A 16,338-nucleotide genomic window follows, 5' to 3' on the forward strand; every position below is an offset into this window, starting at 1 on the left:
TCGTCAGAGATTGAACAGGTCTTTTAGACGACCTGAGGAGAAATGCCTGGTGGTGAACTCGGCGCCGAAGTGTGCGACCTGTCGGAAGACATGCGCGGTGTACTGGAGGAGGGCACCGCGCTGATCATCCAGAGAATCACGCGCTGTGTTCGACAAGGAATGACTGATGGCTCAATCACTTCGATGCAAGACGCCGAAACACTGACTGAATCGCTGTATTGATTGTGGTTGGGGGCATCACTGCTGGTGAAAGTCCGCAATACCACAGCTGCCTTTGACACGGCACTGATGACGAGTGAGCGCCTGCTGGCATAGAGGCGTTTTTTTTTAATATTTCTATTAGACGACCGGTCTAATCAACTGGAGTTTTCATGACTGATATTGCCGTAGGCACCGACCTTTTTTCGCCCATGAATATGGGCGCGCTGCAACTGGCTAACCGAATTGTCATGGCGCCCGTGACTCGCAGCCGTATGGCCGAGGACGGCGTGCCGAATGAAATGCACGCGACTTATTACGCCCAGCGTGCCGGTGCAGGCCTGATCATCGCCGAGGCCACGAACATCTCTGCTCAGGGACGTGGCTATGCCATGACGCCGGGTATCTGGTCGGAAGAGCAGGTGGCAGGTTGGAAAAAAGTCACTGACGCAGTACACGCGGCAGGCGGCAAGATCGTCAGCCAACTGTGGCACGTAGGTCGTTTCTCCAGCGTCGAGTTGCAGCCAAACGGCGAAGCGCCGGTCGCGCCCTCGGCAATCAAGGCCGAAGGTACCACCTATACCAACAATGGCATGGTCGAAGTGTCCATGCCTCGGGCGCTTGAGACTTCGGAGATCCCGGGGATCATCGAGCAGTACAAACATGCGGCAGAAAATGCCAAGCGAGCCGGTTTTGATGGTGTGGAAGTCCATTCTGCCAACAGCTATCTGCTCGACCAGTTCCTGCGTGATTCCACCAACCAGCGGACTGACCAGTACGGCGGCTCCATCGAGAATCGGACACGACTGACACTTGAAGTCACCGAAGCCGTGGTGGCGATTTGGGGCAGTGATCGGGTCGGCATCCGCCTTTCACCAGTAACTCCCGATGCAGGTAACACGCCTCCAGACAGCAATGTCATGGCGACCTACGGTCACCTCATTCAGCAGTTGAACAGATTCAACCTGGCCTATCTGCATTTCGTTGAAGGCGCCACCGCCACCTCTCGTACCGTTCCCGAGGGGGTGGATCTGGACGCGCTGAGTGCGCAGTTCGAAGGACCGTACATTGGCAACAACAACTATGACCTGGAAATGGCGCTGGAGCGAAGGGGGCGAGGGCGGATTGATGCCGTGGCATTTGGTCGATTATTCATTGCCAACCCCGACCTGGTAGAGCGCCTGCGTCGCGGTGTCGAGCTGACCATAGCTCCGCGCGAGAGTTATTACGGCGGAGGCGCCAAGGGCTACATCGATTGGCCAACGGCCAACTCCAACTAATTAGAAGTTCCCGATTTGATCGACTCGCCAGGATTGGTAATTGTCGTTTGAGTTTTCCGTGTCCGATTGACCAAAAGGGTCACCGGCAACATGCAACGAGGAGTACATCATGAGCAATCCAACTTACGTCCAGGAATACAACGCGATCGTTGCTGTTCTGAGTCGGTACAACGAAGGTGGTGCCAAGGCTGACAGCACTTTGATGAAGCCCGTTTTCAACGAGCAAGCGACGATGTTTGGGGTCGACGACGACAAGCTCGTCGGCGGTGCGATCCAGAATCTGTACGACGTCATCGACAACTCTTTCCGCCCATCTCCCGAAGCCAAGGCCGCGATAGTTCGCATCGACATCGTGGGCTCTGCCGCCAGTGCTCGCGTCGATACCGACAACGTTTCGGGATTTCGTTTCACCGACTTTTTCAACCTGCTGAAGGTAGAAGGCAAGTGGACGATCGTAAGCAAGATTTACCACACCCATCCTACAACGACTACCTGACCCTGATCAAAATCGACGGCAACTGGAAGGTCATCGCCAAGGTTTATCACCAGTTCGAAGGTTGAGCGTTCACCGATCCCGGTTTAATCAATACCGGGATCGGAGTTCGTTCATCGTCAAATGTAGAAGCGATCATGATCCGTGCCGCTGGCAAAGTTGCTTGCAGATTCAGAAAATTTCCGTCCAATGATTACGAAGCGCTGACACTGCGAGTGCTTGTAGCGTGGCACATGATTTAACATAATATACATTACACGTAACAAAATGTTTCAGGTTCACGCGGACTGCCTACGAGATTTCAATCTCCAGCACAGCTTCAAAAGCCCTGTCCTTTGGTGCTTCAAATTCAGCGTGGTCAATCATCATCCCGCGTCAGCTTTTCAATCAGAATTCGATGCTGAGGAAATTGCGCTGTGAGTTTCTGGCGATTCCCCATTTCCATGTCGGCGAAATCAAAACCCGGTGAAACCGCTTCGCTGATCAAACCGAAACCGTTTGAGCCATGTAAAAGCCTTGAAGCTTTCCACAGGCCACCCGGTACATGAAATTGAAGATGTTGTCCTGCCAAAACATCGCTGCCCATAACGAGCGTCTGCAATGAACCGTCAGCCAGGATCAGGCTGTACTCGATGGCGTCGCCTAAGTGGAAAAAATGCAGGATGTCGGACTGGTTGAAATGGAACTGGCCGACCGGTGATTGCTCGGTCAGCAGATAGTAGATCGACGTCATCAGGTAACGTGGACCGCCGGCGGTTGTAAGCATGTCGCGGTGATCGGATTGATAGGTTCGGCGAAAGTAGCCGCCTTCAACGTGAGGTTCCAGGCCCAGCGTATCAATAACATCTGTTGCAGTTGTTTTGCGCTCGACCATGGCCTGCTCCATTGGTTTGACTCCGGTTTTTCGTTAGCTCTATTAAACGAGCATTTAGTGTAGTTAAATATTTGCCTCCTGCAGTTATAACTTAAACTTGAGAAAAAGTTGCCCGCAAAAGTGCATTATAAAAAACATGAAGCTTGCACTTTTGCAGGAGCGCTTATACTAATAAAACTTAACAGTTATGAGATCTCAAGTTGGTCGTGCTGAACTTCTACAACGCCCTCCTCCAGCCATTTCTCGAACTTGAACAGGGCGACCCCTTGCTCCATTGGCGCGTAGTACACAAGGCGCAGATGCCGTTCGACATCGATTGTCAGCGTGGTGTGTTCCAGAGTGACGTCGCCAAATGAATCGATCGTCAGGTGCCGAATACCCTGACAGGGACCATGAATATCCTGCCGAGACCACCAGCCTTTGAATTCCGCACTGACACTCTCAAGTTCACGCACCAGTGAAGCAACATCACTTTCGTTTGAGGCGTGAACATAATCCCGGCGAAAACTGGAGAGCATCTGGATTGCCTGGTCGTCCCAAGGCTGGAAAAGAGATTTCGTGCGCTCGTCGGTAAACAACATCAATAAAAAGTTGCGTTGCTCAGGTGTTTTCTCGGAGAACTTGAAAATCTTGTCAGCTGCGGGGTTCCAGGCCAGGACATCCCAGCGAAGGTTCAGCACATAAGCGGGTCGCAACGGCAGATCCGCCATCAGGCGATGAACGATCTGGGGAACGACGCACCAGGTTTTGCCCTCCTCGGCCGGCGGTCGCTGGTGTGAAAGCAGATAGAGATGGCGACGCTCGACCGCATCGAGCTTGAGGACCCGGCACAGATTGTCCAGGAAGGCAGGTGACACACCAATATCGCGTCCCTGTTCGAGCCATGTGTACCAAGACAATCCGACACCCGCCAGTGCCGCTACTTCTTCTCGACGCAGCCCGGGTGTACGGCGTCTGCCAGTCGGGGGTAACCCTGCTTCTGCAAGAGATATGCGCTCTCGGCGGCTGCGTAAAAACTCAGCCAGGTCCTGTCGAGTGCGCTCAAGATTCCTTTCCATTATCCAGTTACTCCTAGTAACACTATAAACAGTAGCCATTGTACTAACTATTAGGTTGCTAAAGAATCCGCTCGGCCCGGAAACAAGCGGCCAATTGCATCCGCGAAGGATTATCGCGGGATTTGATGCCAAGGAGTAGAAAGAATGTATCAAGCACTGCTGCAGGATAAGCTCGAGGCCTTGCATACCTCTGGCCAATACCGGCAATTTACAACGCTTAACAGGATTTGCGGCCGTTATCCTCTGGCTCATCTCACTGACAATAATGACAGCGAAGTTGTAGTTTGGTGCAGCAACGATTATCTCGGCATGTCCCAGCATCAGGATGTCAGAGCGGCGATGCATCATGCCGTTGACAGCTACGGTGCCGGTGCCGGTGGATCGCGAAATATCGGTGGTACGCATAATCTTTTCAGCCGTCTTGAAGCGAGCATTGCCGACTGGCATGGCAAAGAGGCTGCGCTGGTTTTCCCGACCGGTTTTGGCTCAAACGATGCCACGCTTCAATGCCTGCTCCGGCAACTCCCTGACTGCGTGGTGTTCAGTGATGAACTGAATCACGCGTCCATCGTCAACGGAATTCGCGCAGTCACCGCAGAACGTCAGGTGTTTCGTCACAACGACGTCGCTCATCTGGAAGAGCTGCTTTCGCGGTATCCGCTCGATCGTCCGAAAATCGTCGTGTTCGAATCGATCTACTCAATGGACGGCGACCGTGCGCCCATTGCCGAAATCGCAGCCGTTGCGAAAAAGCACAATGCACTGACCTACCTGGATGAAGTGCATGCGGTCGGCATGTATGGCCCTCGAGGCGCAGGATTGGCGGCTGAACTGGGTGTCGAAGACCAGTTGGACATCATTCAGGGCACCATGGCCAAAGCCATCGGCATCATCGGTGGCTACGTAGCGTCAAGCCGGACGATGATCGATGCCATTCGCTCGCTCTGTACCGGTTTCATATTCACCACGGCCCTGCCACCCGCCGTGGTCGCGGGTTGCATTGCGAGCGTCGAACACCTCAAGGCCAGCAACACCGAGCGAGAGGCACTGCACGCCAAAACCCGCTACCTGCGCGACCAATTGCAGATGCGCGGTATCCCGGTCATGCCCTGCTCGACCACGCACGTACTGCCAGTGCTGATCGGTCAAGGCGCGCTGTGCAAGGCGGCTGCCGAACGTCTGCTGTATTCGCACTCCGTGTATTTGCAGCCGATCAATTCGCCTTCCGTACCGATTGGTACAGAGCGCTTTCGAGTGAACGTGACGCCGAATCACTCTGAGGCGCAGATCGAACATTTGGCTGCTGCGCTGCAAGAGACATTCCTGCATTTCAATATTCCGCTGGCGCCCGGCTTCGAACTCAGAGGTGTCGCGTGAGCCGTAGCGAGCCAATTGTCGTTCGCCAAGCAACGAGCGAACATTTCGACGCGGTCATTGAGCTCAGAGCACTGTTGCTTGAAGGCTCGGAGGCCAGCTATGCCTGCACCTCCGTCGAAGAAAAGAAACTCTGGCGAGCGACCTATAAAGCTTGGCTGCACGACGTGCTCGGCAGTTCGCCGTCAACCCGTCTGCTGGTCGCGCTCAACGGTGACCAGGTTGTCGGCTGCGTCACCGGTTTTGTTGATCGTCGAGCGCCCGGGCCTGACTGCATCAATGGTTTGTGCGGCTGGGTGCAATCGATGGTCGTGCTGCCGGCGTTCCGTTCTCAGGGACTTTCGCGGATGTTGATGGCGTCACTCATGAACTGGTTCGACTCGATGCAAGTCGGCAAGGTCGTGCTGCAGGCGACCCCGGCAGCGGAACCCCTTTACCAGCGAATGGGTTATCGCCGCAGCTCGGAATACGTCTGGGCCTGGCAGGCACGGGAGCAATGCGCATGAACATCCTGATTATCGGATTGGGCTATGCGGGCAAACGCTTTCAGCGGGCATTTGAGCGATTGAGCCAAGACTACGAAGTCAAGCTCTCCTATTGCTCGCGGCGAGAAAAGAACAGCCGTCTGCCCTACTACGCCAATCTTCAAGATGCACTGCGTGAACTGCAGCCGGAGATTGTCGTGGTCAGTGCCAACGACATCAACCATGCCGAAGTCTTGACCGATCTGGCCGGCTACACCGGTTTCATCATCTGTGAAAAGCCGATGCTGACCTCCCGGGACGACCTCTTGACCATCAGCAAAGGCTTGCGTCACGTCAGTGGTTTTGCGCCGGACCTGGTTGAGCGCTATTCAGAAGCGACTGCGCGCCTCAAGCAACTGGCTGAAAGTAATGACTGGCAGTTGTTGCGCTCTAGTTTTCATTGGGGCAAAGACCGCATCAACGACTACCGCCCGACCTGCGGTGTGGTCAGTGAGGTCATCCATGCGCTGGATCTCGTCAGCTGGATCTGCCCTTCGCCCTCCCCGCTCAAACTGCAACATGCGATAGGTGTCAGGTCGGACTTCTCGATTTCCGGCAACGATGTACTCGACACGGTGATGTTCACCGCCGACCTCGGCGGTGCAGCAGTGGCAGGCTACGCGAGCTTTGTGAACATTCACCGGCAACGCACGGTGGATTTCACATTCGCCGATCCAGCCGGGCAGATCATCCACTCAAGGCTTGAGTTCGACGAACCGGATTGGGACAGCGACCACCTGCGCATCTGGACGCGAGATGAGCGCGGAGCAATTGTCGAGATCGAGCAACGCAGCTATCAGAGCGCATCCGACCCATCGACCGCGACGATCCTCAAACTCTGCCGTCTGTGCCGGGATGTCTTGCGTTTTGTTGCCGACAGCGAGCAGCCCCTGCAACCCTTCGCGGGTCTGGGGACGACGATAGAACTGCAAACGCTGCTCAATGAAATCGACACCCAGTCATTGACCGCCAGCGCGGTCCAGTATGTCCAGTCGGGCATGCGCACCCTCATACCAGAAGACGCTGACCTAGAAAGTCTCGGCTAAAGAATTGAACAAGGAGTTTTAATATGTGTGGTATTGCCGGATGGCTTTCTTTTGGCCAGGACCTGATTCACCAACAACCGACGCTCGAACGCATGACCATGACCATGGCCAACCGTGGGCCGGACGCGGGTGGCATCTGGATCGATGGCCCTGTGGGCCTGGGCCATCGTCGCCTGTCTATCATCGACCTGGAAGGCGGTCGCCAACCGATGCTTGCGCGTAACGCCGGCACAGTTGCAGCGGCCATCACTTACAGCGGTGAGGTGTACAACTTCCGCGAATTGCGTAACGAACTGCTCAGCCGTGGGCATCAGTTCGAAACCCAGAGCGACACCGAAGTCGTGTTGCGAGCGTACGTTGAATGGGGCGTGGCGTTTACCGAACACCTTAACGGCATGTATGCCTTTGCAATCTGGGATATGCACACGCAAACCCTGCATCTGATCCGTGACCGGATGGGTGTCAAACCGCTGTATTACTTCGAGACCGCAGACGGGGTGATTTTCGGCTCCGAGCCCAAGGCGCTGCTCGCCAATCCGCTGGTGCCGCGCAATGTCGGTGCAGACGGCCTGCGCGAAATTTTCGAAATGGTCAAAACCCCCGGCCAGGCGATCTTTGAAGGCATGCGCGAAGTGCTGCCCGGTGAGTTTGTTTCCATCAATCGCAACGGCCTTAAACGTCATTGCTACTGGAAACTGGAGGCGAAAGAACACACCGACAGCCTCGAACAAACCATCAAGCACACCCGCGATTTGCTCGAAGACATCGTCGACCGCCAAATCGTCGCGGACGTGCCTTTGTGCAGCCTGCTGTCGGGTGGCCTCGACTCCTCCATCATCACCGCACTGGCCTCGAAAAAGCTGCTGGCGGCCGGCAAGGAAAACATTCGCTCGTTCTCGCTTGATTTCATCGATCACGGCGGCGGTTTCACCAGTGATGCGGTGCGCGGTACACCGGATGCGCCTTTCGTCAAAGACCTGGTCCAGAAGATCCGTTCCACTCACGGTGAGATCCTCCTCGACAGCCGCGACATGGCCGACCCGGAGCTTCGTACCAAGATCATTCAGGCACTCGACTTGCCGCCGGCGTTCTGGGGCGACATGTGGCCTTCGCTCTATCGCCTCTTTGAAGAAGTGCGTCGACACTCGACCGTTGCGCTGTCCGGCGAGTCCGCCGACGAAGTTTTCGGTGGCTATCGCTGGTTCCATGATCCGGATGCGATCCAGGCAGACACCTTCCCTTGGCTGACGTCGGTAACCGGCAAGTATTTCGACGGCAAACCGCTGTTCGCCAAAGGGCTGATGGAAAAACTGTCGATGAACGAGTTCGTCGCCGACTCCTATCAGCAAGCGCTGCGTGACGTACCGATGCTGCCGGGTGAAAGCGCGACGGATCGGCGGATGCGCGAGATGACGTACGTGAACCTGACACGTTTCGTGCAAACCCTGCTGGACCGCAAGGATCGCATGAGCATGGCCGTCGGCCTCGAAGTCCGCGTGCCGTTCTGTGATCACCGCCTGGTCGAATACGCTTTCAACATTCCATGGGAAATCAAGGCGTTCGACGGCCGCGAGAAAAGCATTTTGCGCGCAGCGACCCGCGACCTGCTCCCGGCCTCGATTTCTGATCGGGTGAAAAGTCCGTACCCGTCGACCCAGGATCCAGCCTATGAAGCCGTGTTGCGCGCAGACCTCGCCGCCATCATGGCTGATCCGAATGCGCCGGTTCGAGCCCTGCTCGACAACCAGCAAGTCGGCGCTACCCTCGCCCGTCATCTGGGCGACAACTCGCCTATGTACGATCGCATGGGCATGGAGTTGGCGGTTGGACTCAACGCCTGGCTCACCGAGTACGACGTCAATCTGGTGATCTGATCACACCCGGGGGCTGCGGAGTCAGCCCCCTGCCTTGCACAAGGAGTAACTTATGTCCAAAACAATACCGGCCCCCGTTTACCTCATCGCAATCGGCGCTTTTGCGCTGGGGATGGCGTCTTACGTCACTGCAGGCCTGATCCCGATGATCGAACAGGCCTTTGATGTACAGGTCGCCGTCGCAGCACAACTGGTCACGGCGTTCACCCTTGCTTACGGCATTGGTTCGCCAGTCTTCGTGGCGATGTTGCCTGCACAGCGCCAACGATTTGGTTTGTTGGTCGCATTGGCGTTGTTCGTTGCGGCCAACGTCGCCAGTGCCCTGGTCGACGATTTTGTCGCCCTGTTGGTGTGTCGAGCCGTTGCAGGCATCGGCGCCGGCGTCTATCTGGCCACCGGCATCGCCGCCTCGGCGGCGGTTTCAGCTCCGGAACTGAGAGGCAAGGCGATTGCCGTGATCATGGGCGGCATGGCCAGTGGCACGGTACTTGGGGTGCCTGTCAGTCTGCTGCTCGCCGAGCAATTCGGTTGGCAGATGGCCCTGTGGCTGGTGGCATTCCTCGGCCTGATTTCCTGGCTGGGCCTGCTGATCAAACTGCCGGCGATCTCTGCCGGACCGGCGATGCCGATCAGCCGCAAACTGGCCCTGCTGGGCGACCGTAACGTGATGACCATTCTCCTGGTTTCGCTGCTGGCGGCGGTCGCGAGTCTCGGCATGTACACCTTCATGGTGCCGTTGATGGCGGACCCGGCCTATGGCGGTGTCAACAACATCACGCCGTATCTGTGGGTCTGGGGGCTGGGTGGTGTGGCGGGCAGTTTCCTCGTCGGGCCGCTGGTGGATCGCATCAAGGGACCGATGCTCACGTTCCTGATTCTGGTCATCCTCAGCGTCTCGTTGCTTGCGCTGCCGGCTGCCGCAGCCGTGACACCGTGGCTGGCGATGATTCCGATCGCCGTATGGGGCGCCGTCGGCTGGGCGCTGCAAGTGCCGCAAAACAACGAGTTGATCGCTGCGCGTGATCACAAGGGCGACGGCAATCTGGCCGTGGCGCTCAACGAGTCGGCGCTGTATCTGGGCAGCGCCATAGGCGCCGCCGCCGGTGGCTTCATATTGCTGCTGCAAATGCCGGGCTGGACATTGGCAATCAGTGCAGGTGCGGTATCCGTTGTCGCCGCGCTGTTGCAACTGGTGCATCTGCGCAACAGAAGAACCCACGCGGTCAACAGTGTGACAGGGGTTTCTGCGCAATAACCCTTTTGCATGACTGGTGTGCGAAGTCAGGTGCCGAACCCTCGGCGCCTGATGCCGTGGACGCGAAGAATAATTTCAACACGCCGCCACTGTTATCTCTATTTGCCAAACTAAAACACAACAACTAACACAACACTCAATCGCGGTGGTGAATTCATGGAAGCGTCATGTAGGGATGCCCACGTCTTTCGGCTGACGTCTGCCGAACACGAGGCAATACGTAATGCATTCGTCGATATATGTTATGAGCCTACGGGTGGACGCAATTACATACAGACGATCCGCACAACAGCGTATCGAGCGTTCTCCGAGCGTCTATTGGAAAAACTCGAGTCACTGAAAAGCGATGACGCCTCTTTTTGTGTATTTGAAAACTTGCCGGTCGATGAAACATTCGGCAGTCCGCAACATGATGCGGACAGCCTGGGGTTCAAAAACGGTTATGTGTCGGAAAACGTTCTGGTGGCGTTTGGCAGTTTGATTGCGGAGCCTTATTCCATTGGTCACGAAGGGCCAAAACTGGTCAACGACCTGGTGCCCCACCCTGAAGCGGCCACGGAATACACCGGTAACGGCTCGGAAGTCGAGTTGGACTTGCACACCGAAAACGCCTTTCAGACCTATGATTCGCGGGGTGACACCTCGCCCTTGGCGCTGTTGCTGCTGGGCGTGCGGTCCGATCCGCACACGGAAGGTCCGAAAACTTGGGTCGCTGATGCCCGCGAAGCACTGAAGGCGCTGACTGACAGTGAAATAAAGCTGCTATATGGCAAGCACTTCATCATTCGCCAGCCTTACCGCTGGAGAAATACCGACGAACAATCCAGTGAAACCCGGCTGTTCCCCATACTGTCCGGGCCGATAACGCTTCCTCGTGTCACCGCAGCGTTTTATCCGGACATGGTTATTCCTGTGGATGACGCAGCGAAAAAAGCCTATGCGAAGTTTTATGACGCTCTTAAACAAGTTGCCCACGGCACAGACATACAGCCGGGCCGTCTCGTTTACGTCAACAATCGTTTCACACTTCATTCCCGCGACAAGTTCACTCCTGGTTTCGATGCCAATGGACATGCCTGGCGCTGGGTTCAACGGCTGTTTCTGACCAATAACCTGTGGAACTTCCGTTCATTCAAAAAAGACGGCGCACGCATCTTTTCGCCCGTTGCCTGATGACTTCAAAAGGTAAATCAAATGTTGGCCGCAAACAGTTACACATCGATTATCCATAACATTGGCACTTTCCTGACCGGCGACCTCGAACGCCCTCTTATAGATGCCGACACCCTTGTCAGCGTTGACGGCATCATCACTTTCATCGGTCGCGCCGCAGACGTCGATTTCTCGGAAGCAGACCTGCTGATCGACGCGAAGCGGACCACGGTCATGCCGGGGCTGATCGACAACCACACGCACCCGACGCTCGGTGAATATAGCCCGCGCTCCGGCAACCACAACTGGATCTGGCATTCGTTGCAGGGCGGCGTCACGACGATGATTTCCGCCGGCGAGGTGCATGTTCCGGGCTTGCCGACGGACAGAGTCGGCATGATGGCAATGGCGATTGCCGCACAACGTTCGTTCTCCAGCGCGCGTCCTTCCGGAATAAAAATGGAGGCCGGCGCGCCCCTGCTTAATGATGAGTTTTCCGATCAGGACTTCGCTGAAATGGCCGCCCAGGGCATCAACCAACTGGGTGAAGTCGGCATTGGCCCGGTCAAATCCGTCAGTCGCGCCGCCGAGCTGGTGAAGATGGCGCGCAAACACGGCATGACCTCGATCACCCATACCGGCGGCCCGTCGATTTCCGCCTCGCAGAGCATGGGCGCCGAGGAGATCCTGGAAATTGCCCCCGACATCATTGGCCACATCAACGGCGGTTACACCGCACTCGCTCCCCGGCAGATCCGCTGCCTGTGTGAGGGCTGTCTCGGCGCTTTGGAAATCGTCCACAACGGCAATGAATTCGCTGCGGTGACCACCCTCAACTATGCGCGTGAACTGAACCAGCTCGATCGCATCGTGATCGGCACCGATTCGCCCGCCGGCTGCGGTGTCCCTGCGCTTGGCATGCTCCGCGCCATTGCCCTGCTCAGCAGTTTTGGCGACGTGCCGCCGGAAAAGGCTGTGTGCTTTGCCACCGGTAATACCGCCAAGGTCAGGAAGCTCAATCGCGGCATTCTCAGTGTCGGCAGAGAGGCCGACATTCTGGTTGCCTGCGGCCCCCTCGGCGGCGCCGAACCCAGCGTACTGGGCAGTTTCAGCAGCGGCGACCTGCCGAGCATCACCGCGATTCTGATTGATGGGCGCCTGGTCGTGCAGCAGTCGAAAAACTCGCCACCACCGTCCGTGTCACCGGTCATTACCCATAACGCCTAAAGAGAAGCGTCCCCTCACGGGACGCATTCTTGAGACCCCCTGCATGCATCGAATCCTCGCCGAAATTACCCGCAGAGGCCCCACGGTCCTTGCTTCCGGGTGCGCAATCGGATTGGCAATCCCTTATCTGGCAGATCTGGCGAGACCGCTACTGCCGGTCATGGTGTTTATCTTTGTGTTGGGTACGCTGCTGCGCATCAACAACGCTGAAGTGATCAAAGCAGCAAAAAACCTGAAGATATCGCTGATATTTCCAGCGCTGATGGTAGTAGCGTGTCCGTACGTGTTCGGCATGGCGGCGCTGTATCTCAGTGGCAATCAGGAACTGTCGCTGGCCATTGCCATTGCCGTTGCCGCACCGCCGGCCAGTGGCAATGCCGCCGTCGCCAGAATGCTCGGGCTGGATCCGTCGATGTCGCTGGTCACTGCGCTGTGCTCGATGGCCATTATTCCGATCACCGCCCCGCTCATCCTCCACCTGTTCGCAGACGGCCTGTCCCTGTCCATCGATCCTGCTGATCTGGCGATCAGGCTGGCCATATTAATCGGCGGGGCCGAGGGCGTGGCGATCCTGATACGACGGTTTTCCCACGGTTTCGTCGCTCACCATGGCTTGGCCATCGACGGCGTCGTGGTGATGGCGCTGTTTCTGTTTGCGATCGGAACAATGGCCGGCATGCAGCAGATCATCTTGAATGAACCGTCACTGGCCCTTTCGATGATCGCGCTGGCCTACGGAGTGAATTTCGCCATGCAACTGCTCCTGGGCAGCTTGTACCCCGGAACGCTGATCGCGAAATTCACCATGGGATTGAACGGTGGCAACAGAAATGTCGGGCTCTTGTGGTCGGCGCTTGGCGTCAGCCTGTCCCCGACCATGGCGTTGTATTTCGCCTGCTGCCAATTGCCTATTCACACCATGCCGAAAATACTGCAGTTTGCATTGCCAAGAATCGCAAGCTTTATGAAAAAGCCCGCTGTCACCCCAAGCTGAACCCGAGCGCTAACCGTCTGGAACCTGATGACAATGACACTCACACCGGAAAACCTTCAGCAGCTCGCCGTGCACTCATCCACGGAAACCAAAACCTGTTCGTGTATCCGGGGGCTGTCGCGGGGCTGGGAGAGTTTGCCCGCCGCACTGGCGTCGGGCACGTTGTTGCGGCTCATTGGCCATGTGACGGACGATCAGGAAGACGAGCAGACGCTCGATGAATACCACCCGCACGGAACGCACTTCTGGTCGGAAGACGCGCCCATCTGCTTCAAATTTTTCCCCTACAACATTGCCAGCGTCTGGGGCTGCACCCAGTGCTCGCGCGCATTTCTGCGGTTCAACGACGCGGGCGCGTATCACTCGGAACCGCGCATCCGCTTGCTTGACGCGGCGCTGATCAAACCTGACCCGCGCCGTGACGCGGGCGTTATCGATGGGTATAGCTGATCGCGTTCGCTATTGCGCCGACACGGCTTTGAGGCCCGCGAGCGCGTAAGTCATCATGTGCTCGATCAGCACGGCGGGTTCCATTTTCAGACCCGGCAGCACGTTCTCGCTCAACGCTTCGTGGGCCAATAGCAGGAAAAGACAAGGCGCAAATACGCCCAGCGCACAGTGCAGCGTGGTCGGGTGATCGTCCGGCATGCCCAGGATCTGCCCCAGAATGCCGCGAAAGACCTTCGCTTTCGGATAGGCCTGCTGCTCCAGCACCGAGGGCAGCAGACTCGAAGGCGACAGCAATTCCCGGCTCAACACCTTGAGCGCCCAGGCATCTCGATGATTGCGCACACGCTCGATCAGGACGGTGATGATCAAACGCAATTTGTCCTCAGGAGAGGCAGGGCTCTGGCTCAGGCTGAACAATATATCGATGCTGAGCAGGCGTTCATGGGCTTCGAGCAGCACGGCACGGTACAGGCCCTCCTTGTTCTCGAAGTGATAATTGACCGACGCCACGTTCGAGTTGGAGTTCTCGCAGACCTGTTTGCTGGTGGTGTTGGCATACCCCAGATCGGCAAACAACTGCCCTGCTGTCTCCAGAATATGCTGGCGGGTCACCCGGCCATCTTGTCGCTGAGCACGTAGAGAGGCAGCCTGATTTGGACCGTACACGAGCATGAACTCCTATTAACTCAAATTCAAATTTGACTTTTATTTTTATGAAGCTTAGCTTCAAATCACCTACATACCTCGATAGGCATGGATATTGGCGACGAATGTTGTCAGGTCCAAGGCCATTTAGCCAAAGGAAAACATCGCAATGGATGCGCGCGTAATGACCCCGTTCACCTACTTCTCTCTGCCGATGCAGAAGCAATTCCTGCGCAATCGCGAGGCGATCAAGGACAAACCCTACGCCAAGTATTTCTCTGCGCAGATGAATGTCCCCCTGTCCGCCGTGTGCAAGATCCAGCAAGGACCACTGCCGCTGGAACAGACCCTGACGCCGAGCATAGAGGACATCAATCGGTTGCTGGAGGCAGACTTCGTCAGCGAGGAATCGGGATACGCCCTGCTGCCCGGGCCAATGGCGTATGTCCAGAGCCGCAAGTTTTTCCCGCGCTCGACCGCAGCGATGCTGAAATGGTGGTTCATGTGGCACCCGCTGGAAGCCGAACGCTATACCCTGTGGTTTCCTTATGCCCATGTCAGCAATCCCTGCGTCAATCACGAGCGCCTCAAGCAGACGTCCCTGAGTTTCGAACAGCGCTTGTACGGCAACACCTTCTGCGCCTCGGAATATGTCGGTGATCGCCTGATGCACCTGCATATCCACTTCCAGGACCCGGAAAAACTGGGCTTGCGTGCCGATCTGTACCGCGAAGCGAAAATCGACGGAAGCGTCAGCGCGTTGATGAGCCTGGCGGAACAACCCGAGGTGCCCGTGTCGCTGATGGTGCACCTATTCAAAGAAACTCCGGAAGGCCTCTATCTCACCAGCCGCTACTGGGTCGGCAGTCATCCGTCGATGTCGCGTTTTCCTGGTGCCGAAAAGGCTGCCGCACTGATGGAGGCTAACGGTTTCGGCGAAGCGGAACTGGAAACCCTCGCCTATGAATTCGCCGTTCATGACCTGTGCGAATTCAACCATCTGGCCAGTTTCCTGCCAGAACTGTATCGAGAGTTCGGCGCTGCCTGAACCCGCAAAAAAATGTTCCCCTCAGCGACAAGGCTAAGGGGAACATCTCGAAAACCAGAATCACCCCTTCGAACTGATACCGTTCAGTAAAAGAGTCGTAAATTCCTCGATATCTTTCTCCATCTCCAACTGCTCGGTCAGCAACCGGTACCAGCAAAATCCAAAGATCATATCCAGCAAAAGTTCGCGATTGGTGTCCTTCGGTAACTCACCACGGCTGATGGCGTTTTCCACCAATTTCTTCGGCATTTCCCTTCTGCGCTCCATGAATTGGTTCTTTAACTGAACCAACGTCACAGGGTCCAACTGAGCCTCGGCGATGACGCAGCGAAATGCTTCTCCGCAAATCGTTTCACGCCAGACTTTCCAGAGATTGTGCAGCAAAAAGTCGAGATCCGCTTTTAATGAGCCGAGATCAGGATGCTTTCTGACCTGCTCACTTTCGTTCTCGTAGACTTCTGCGATCAATGCAGCCTTGTTGCTCCACCAACGGTAAATCGTCGGTTTACTCGCTCCCGCCCGTCGGGCAACCGACTCAATACTGAGTCCCGAATAACCGCATTCCTTGAGGATCTCAATCGTCGAACTGATGATCGCCTTGTGCGTGTGGGGATTCCGTAGGGATCCGATGGAGCTGCGAGAGGGTGTACGAGCCACAGTAAATTCTCCAGGCAGGGTGCTTGACAAATACAATGCAAGGTATAGGATTTCCGAAAATCGCAACGAAACGGACCGTTTCGTTTCGAGTTGAGTAAACGCACTGAACATTGACTCCAATCAGTTCGCTTCGGGTTTTTCTGGTTACTTTAGGGGTTTCCGACTCCTTGAGCATGATGTGTGAGCAAG

The 16,338-nt window shown here is 56.2% G+C and carries 16 protein-coding genes and 2 pseudogenes; 14 read left to right on the forward strand and 4 right to left on the reverse strand.

Features of this window, described 5'->3' with window-relative positions:
• Nucleotides 1-31 precede the first annotated feature (31 nt).
• The 4 genes and pseudogenes from AC3WMT_RS00430 to AC3WMT_RS00445 all read left to right on the forward strand — a co-directional run.
• Nucleotides 32-315: pseudogene (locus tag AC3WMT_RS00430) on the forward strand (TetR family transcriptional regulator C-terminal domain-containing protein); the annotation flags it as partial.
• A 56-nt stretch (nt 316-371) separates the two neighbouring features.
• On the forward strand, nt 372-1,478 hold the full coding sequence (locus tag AC3WMT_RS00435; protein ID WP_103301984.1) for an alkene reductase: 1,107 nt from the start codon (nt 372-374) through the stop codon (nt 1,476-1,478).
• 109 nt (nt 1,479-1,587) lie between these two features.
• Nucleotides 1,588-1,974: a nuclear transport factor 2 family protein gene (locus tag AC3WMT_RS00440; protein WP_103301985.1), complete on the forward strand. Its 387-nt coding sequence runs from the start codon at nt 1,588-1,590 to the stop codon at nt 1,972-1,974.
• Nucleotides 1,956-2,039: pseudogene (locus AC3WMT_RS00445) on the forward strand (nuclear transport factor 2 family protein); the annotation flags it as partial. The gene AC3WMT_RS00440 and the pseudogene AC3WMT_RS00445, both read left to right, overlap by 19 nt.
• Nucleotides 2,040-2,329: 290 nt before the next feature.
• Here AC3WMT_RS00445 and AC3WMT_RS00450 read toward each other — a convergent pair.
• The gene (locus AC3WMT_RS00450) at nt 2,330-2,845 is read right to left on the reverse strand and encodes a cupin domain-containing protein (protein ID WP_103302444.1); all 516 of its coding nucleotides are present in this window, start codon (nt 2,843-2,845) and stop codon (nt 2,330-2,332) included.
• Between the two features lie 185 nt (nt 2,846-3,030).
• Complete coding sequence (locus tag AC3WMT_RS00455; protein WP_103301986.1) at nt 3,031-3,903, reverse strand: helix-turn-helix transcriptional regulator; 873 nt, start codon at nt 3,901-3,903, stop codon at nt 3,031-3,033.
• Between the two features lie 144 nt (nt 3,904-4,047).
• Between AC3WMT_RS00455 and hemA the strand changes: the two genes are divergently transcribed.
• The 9 genes from hemA to AC3WMT_RS00500 all read left to right on the forward strand — a co-directional run bounded on the left by hemA (nt 4,048) and on the right by AC3WMT_RS00500 (nt 13,799).
• Entirely contained in the window at nt 4,048-5,280 is a 1,233-nt protein-coding gene (gene hemA / locus AC3WMT_RS00460; RefSeq protein WP_103301987.1) for a 5-aminolevulinate synthase, read from the forward strand.
• On the forward strand, nt 5,277-5,783 hold the full coding sequence (locus tag AC3WMT_RS00465; RefSeq protein ID WP_249412143.1) for a GNAT family N-acetyltransferase: 507 nt from the start codon (nt 5,277-5,279) through the stop codon (nt 5,781-5,783). The genes hemA and AC3WMT_RS00465 overlap by 4 nt, the downstream gene beginning before the upstream one ends.
• Nucleotides 5,780-6,847, forward strand: a complete 1,068-nt coding sequence (locus AC3WMT_RS00470; protein WP_103301988.1) for a Gfo/Idh/MocA family oxidoreductase — start codon at nt 5,780-5,782, stop codon at nt 6,845-6,847. Before AC3WMT_RS00465 ends, AC3WMT_RS00470 begins: the two co-directional genes overlap by 4 nt.
• 23 nt (nt 6,848-6,870) lie before the next feature.
• Nucleotides 6,871-8,721, forward strand: coding sequence for an asparagine synthase (glutamine-hydrolyzing) (gene asnB / locus AC3WMT_RS00475; protein ID WP_103301989.1), 1,851 nt, complete (start codon nt 6,871-6,873; stop codon nt 8,719-8,721).
• Between the two features lie 52 nt (nt 8,722-8,773).
• The gene (locus AC3WMT_RS00480) at nt 8,774-9,976 is read left to right on the forward strand and encodes an MFS transporter (protein ID WP_103301990.1); all 1,203 of its coding nucleotides are present in this window, start codon (nt 8,774-8,776) and stop codon (nt 9,974-9,976) included.
• A gap of 318 nt (nt 9,977-10,294) precedes the next feature.
• Nucleotides 10,295-11,149, forward strand: a complete 855-nt coding sequence (locus tag AC3WMT_RS00485) for a TauD/TfdA family dioxygenase (RefSeq protein WP_158249159.1) — start codon at nt 10,295-10,297, stop codon at nt 11,147-11,149.
• Between the two features lie 21 nt (nt 11,150-11,170).
• Nucleotides 11,171-12,355 carry an amidohydrolase family protein gene (locus AC3WMT_RS00490; protein WP_103301992.1) on the forward strand — a complete coding sequence of 395 codons (1,185 nt, stop codon included), beginning with the start codon at nt 11,171-11,173 and terminating at the stop codon, nt 12,353-12,355.
• Nucleotides 12,356-12,398: 43 nt separating this feature from the next.
• Nucleotides 12,399-13,349 carry a hypothetical protein gene (locus tag AC3WMT_RS00495; RefSeq protein WP_103301993.1) on the forward strand — a complete coding sequence of 317 codons (951 nt, stop codon included), beginning with the start codon at nt 12,399-12,401 and terminating at the stop codon, nt 13,347-13,349.
• Between the two features lie 27 nt (nt 13,350-13,376).
• The gene (locus AC3WMT_RS00500) at nt 13,377-13,799 is read left to right on the forward strand and encodes a hypothetical protein (RefSeq protein WP_146041204.1); all 423 of its coding nucleotides are present in this window, start codon (nt 13,377-13,379) and stop codon (nt 13,797-13,799) included.
• Nucleotides 13,800-13,808: 9 nt separating this feature from the next.
• Here AC3WMT_RS00500 and AC3WMT_RS00505 read toward each other — a convergent pair whose 3' ends face one another.
• The gene (locus AC3WMT_RS00505) at nt 13,809-14,411 is read right to left on the reverse strand and encodes a TetR/AcrR family transcriptional regulator (RefSeq protein ID WP_249412144.1); all 603 of its coding nucleotides are present in this window, start codon (nt 14,409-14,411) and stop codon (nt 13,809-13,811) included.
• A gap of 202 nt (nt 14,412-14,613) precedes the next feature.
• Here AC3WMT_RS00505 and phlG point away from each other — a divergent pair, with 202 nt between their 5' ends.
• Nucleotides 14,614-15,492 (forward strand): 2,4-diacetylphloroglucinol hydrolase, encoded by an 879-nt coding sequence (phlG, locus tag AC3WMT_RS00510; protein ID WP_103301996.1) that lies wholly within the window; start codon nt 14,614-14,616, stop codon nt 15,490-15,492.
• Between the two features lie 60 nt (nt 15,493-15,552).
• On the opposite strand, the gene AC3WMT_RS00515 is transcribed toward phlG, so the two are convergent.
• On the reverse strand, nt 15,553-16,149 hold the full coding sequence (locus AC3WMT_RS00515; protein WP_103302446.1) for a TetR/AcrR family transcriptional regulator: 597 nt from the start codon (nt 16,147-16,149) through the stop codon (nt 15,553-15,555).
• Nucleotides 16,150-16,338 lie beyond the last annotated feature (189 nt).

This window comes from Pseudomonas sp. FW305-7, assembly GCF_058786735.1.

Bases quoted from the DNA above. Each gene is read 5' to 3' on its own strand.
- AC3WMT_RS00435 (WP_103301984.1), top strand. From the start codon at position 372: ATGACTGATATTGCCGTAGGCACCGACCTTTTTTCGCCCATGAATATG.
- AC3WMT_RS00440 (WP_103301985.1), top strand. From the start codon at position 1,588: ATGAGCAATCCAACTTACGTCCAGGAATACAACGCGATCGTTGCTGTT.
- AC3WMT_RS00480 (WP_103301990.1), top strand. From the start codon at position 8,774: ATGTCCAAAACAATACCGGCCCCCGTTTACCTCATCGCAATCGGCGCT.
- AC3WMT_RS00490 (WP_103301992.1), top strand. From the start codon at position 11,171: ATGTTGGCCGCAAACAGTTACACATCGATTATCCATAACATTGGCACT.
- AC3WMT_RS00450 (WP_103302444.1), bottom strand. From the start codon at position 2,845: ATGGTCGAGCGCAAAACAACTGCAACAGATGTTATTGATACGCTGGGC.
- AC3WMT_RS00495 (WP_103301993.1), top strand. From the start codon at position 12,399: ATGCATCGAATCCTCGCCGAAATTACCCGCAGAGGCCCCACGGTCCTT.
- phlG (WP_103301996.1), top strand. From the start codon at position 14,614: ATGGATGCGCGCGTAATGACCCCGTTCACCTACTTCTCTCTGCCGATG.
- AC3WMT_RS00455 (WP_103301986.1), bottom strand. From the start codon at position 3,903: ATGGAAAGGAATCTTGAGCGCACTCGACAGGACCTGGCTGAGTTTTTA.
- AC3WMT_RS00500 (WP_146041204.1), top strand. From the start codon at position 13,377: ATGACAATGACACTCACACCGGAAAACCTTCAGCAGCTCGCCGTGCAC.
- asnB (WP_103301989.1), top strand. From the start codon at position 6,871: ATGTGTGGTATTGCCGGATGGCTTTCTTTTGGCCAGGACCTGATTCAC.
- hemA (WP_103301987.1), top strand. From the start codon at position 4,048: ATGTATCAAGCACTGCTGCAGGATAAGCTCGAGGCCTTGCATACCTCT.
- AC3WMT_RS00470 (WP_103301988.1), top strand. From the start codon at position 5,780: ATGAACATCCTGATTATCGGATTGGGCTATGCGGGCAAACGCTTTCAG.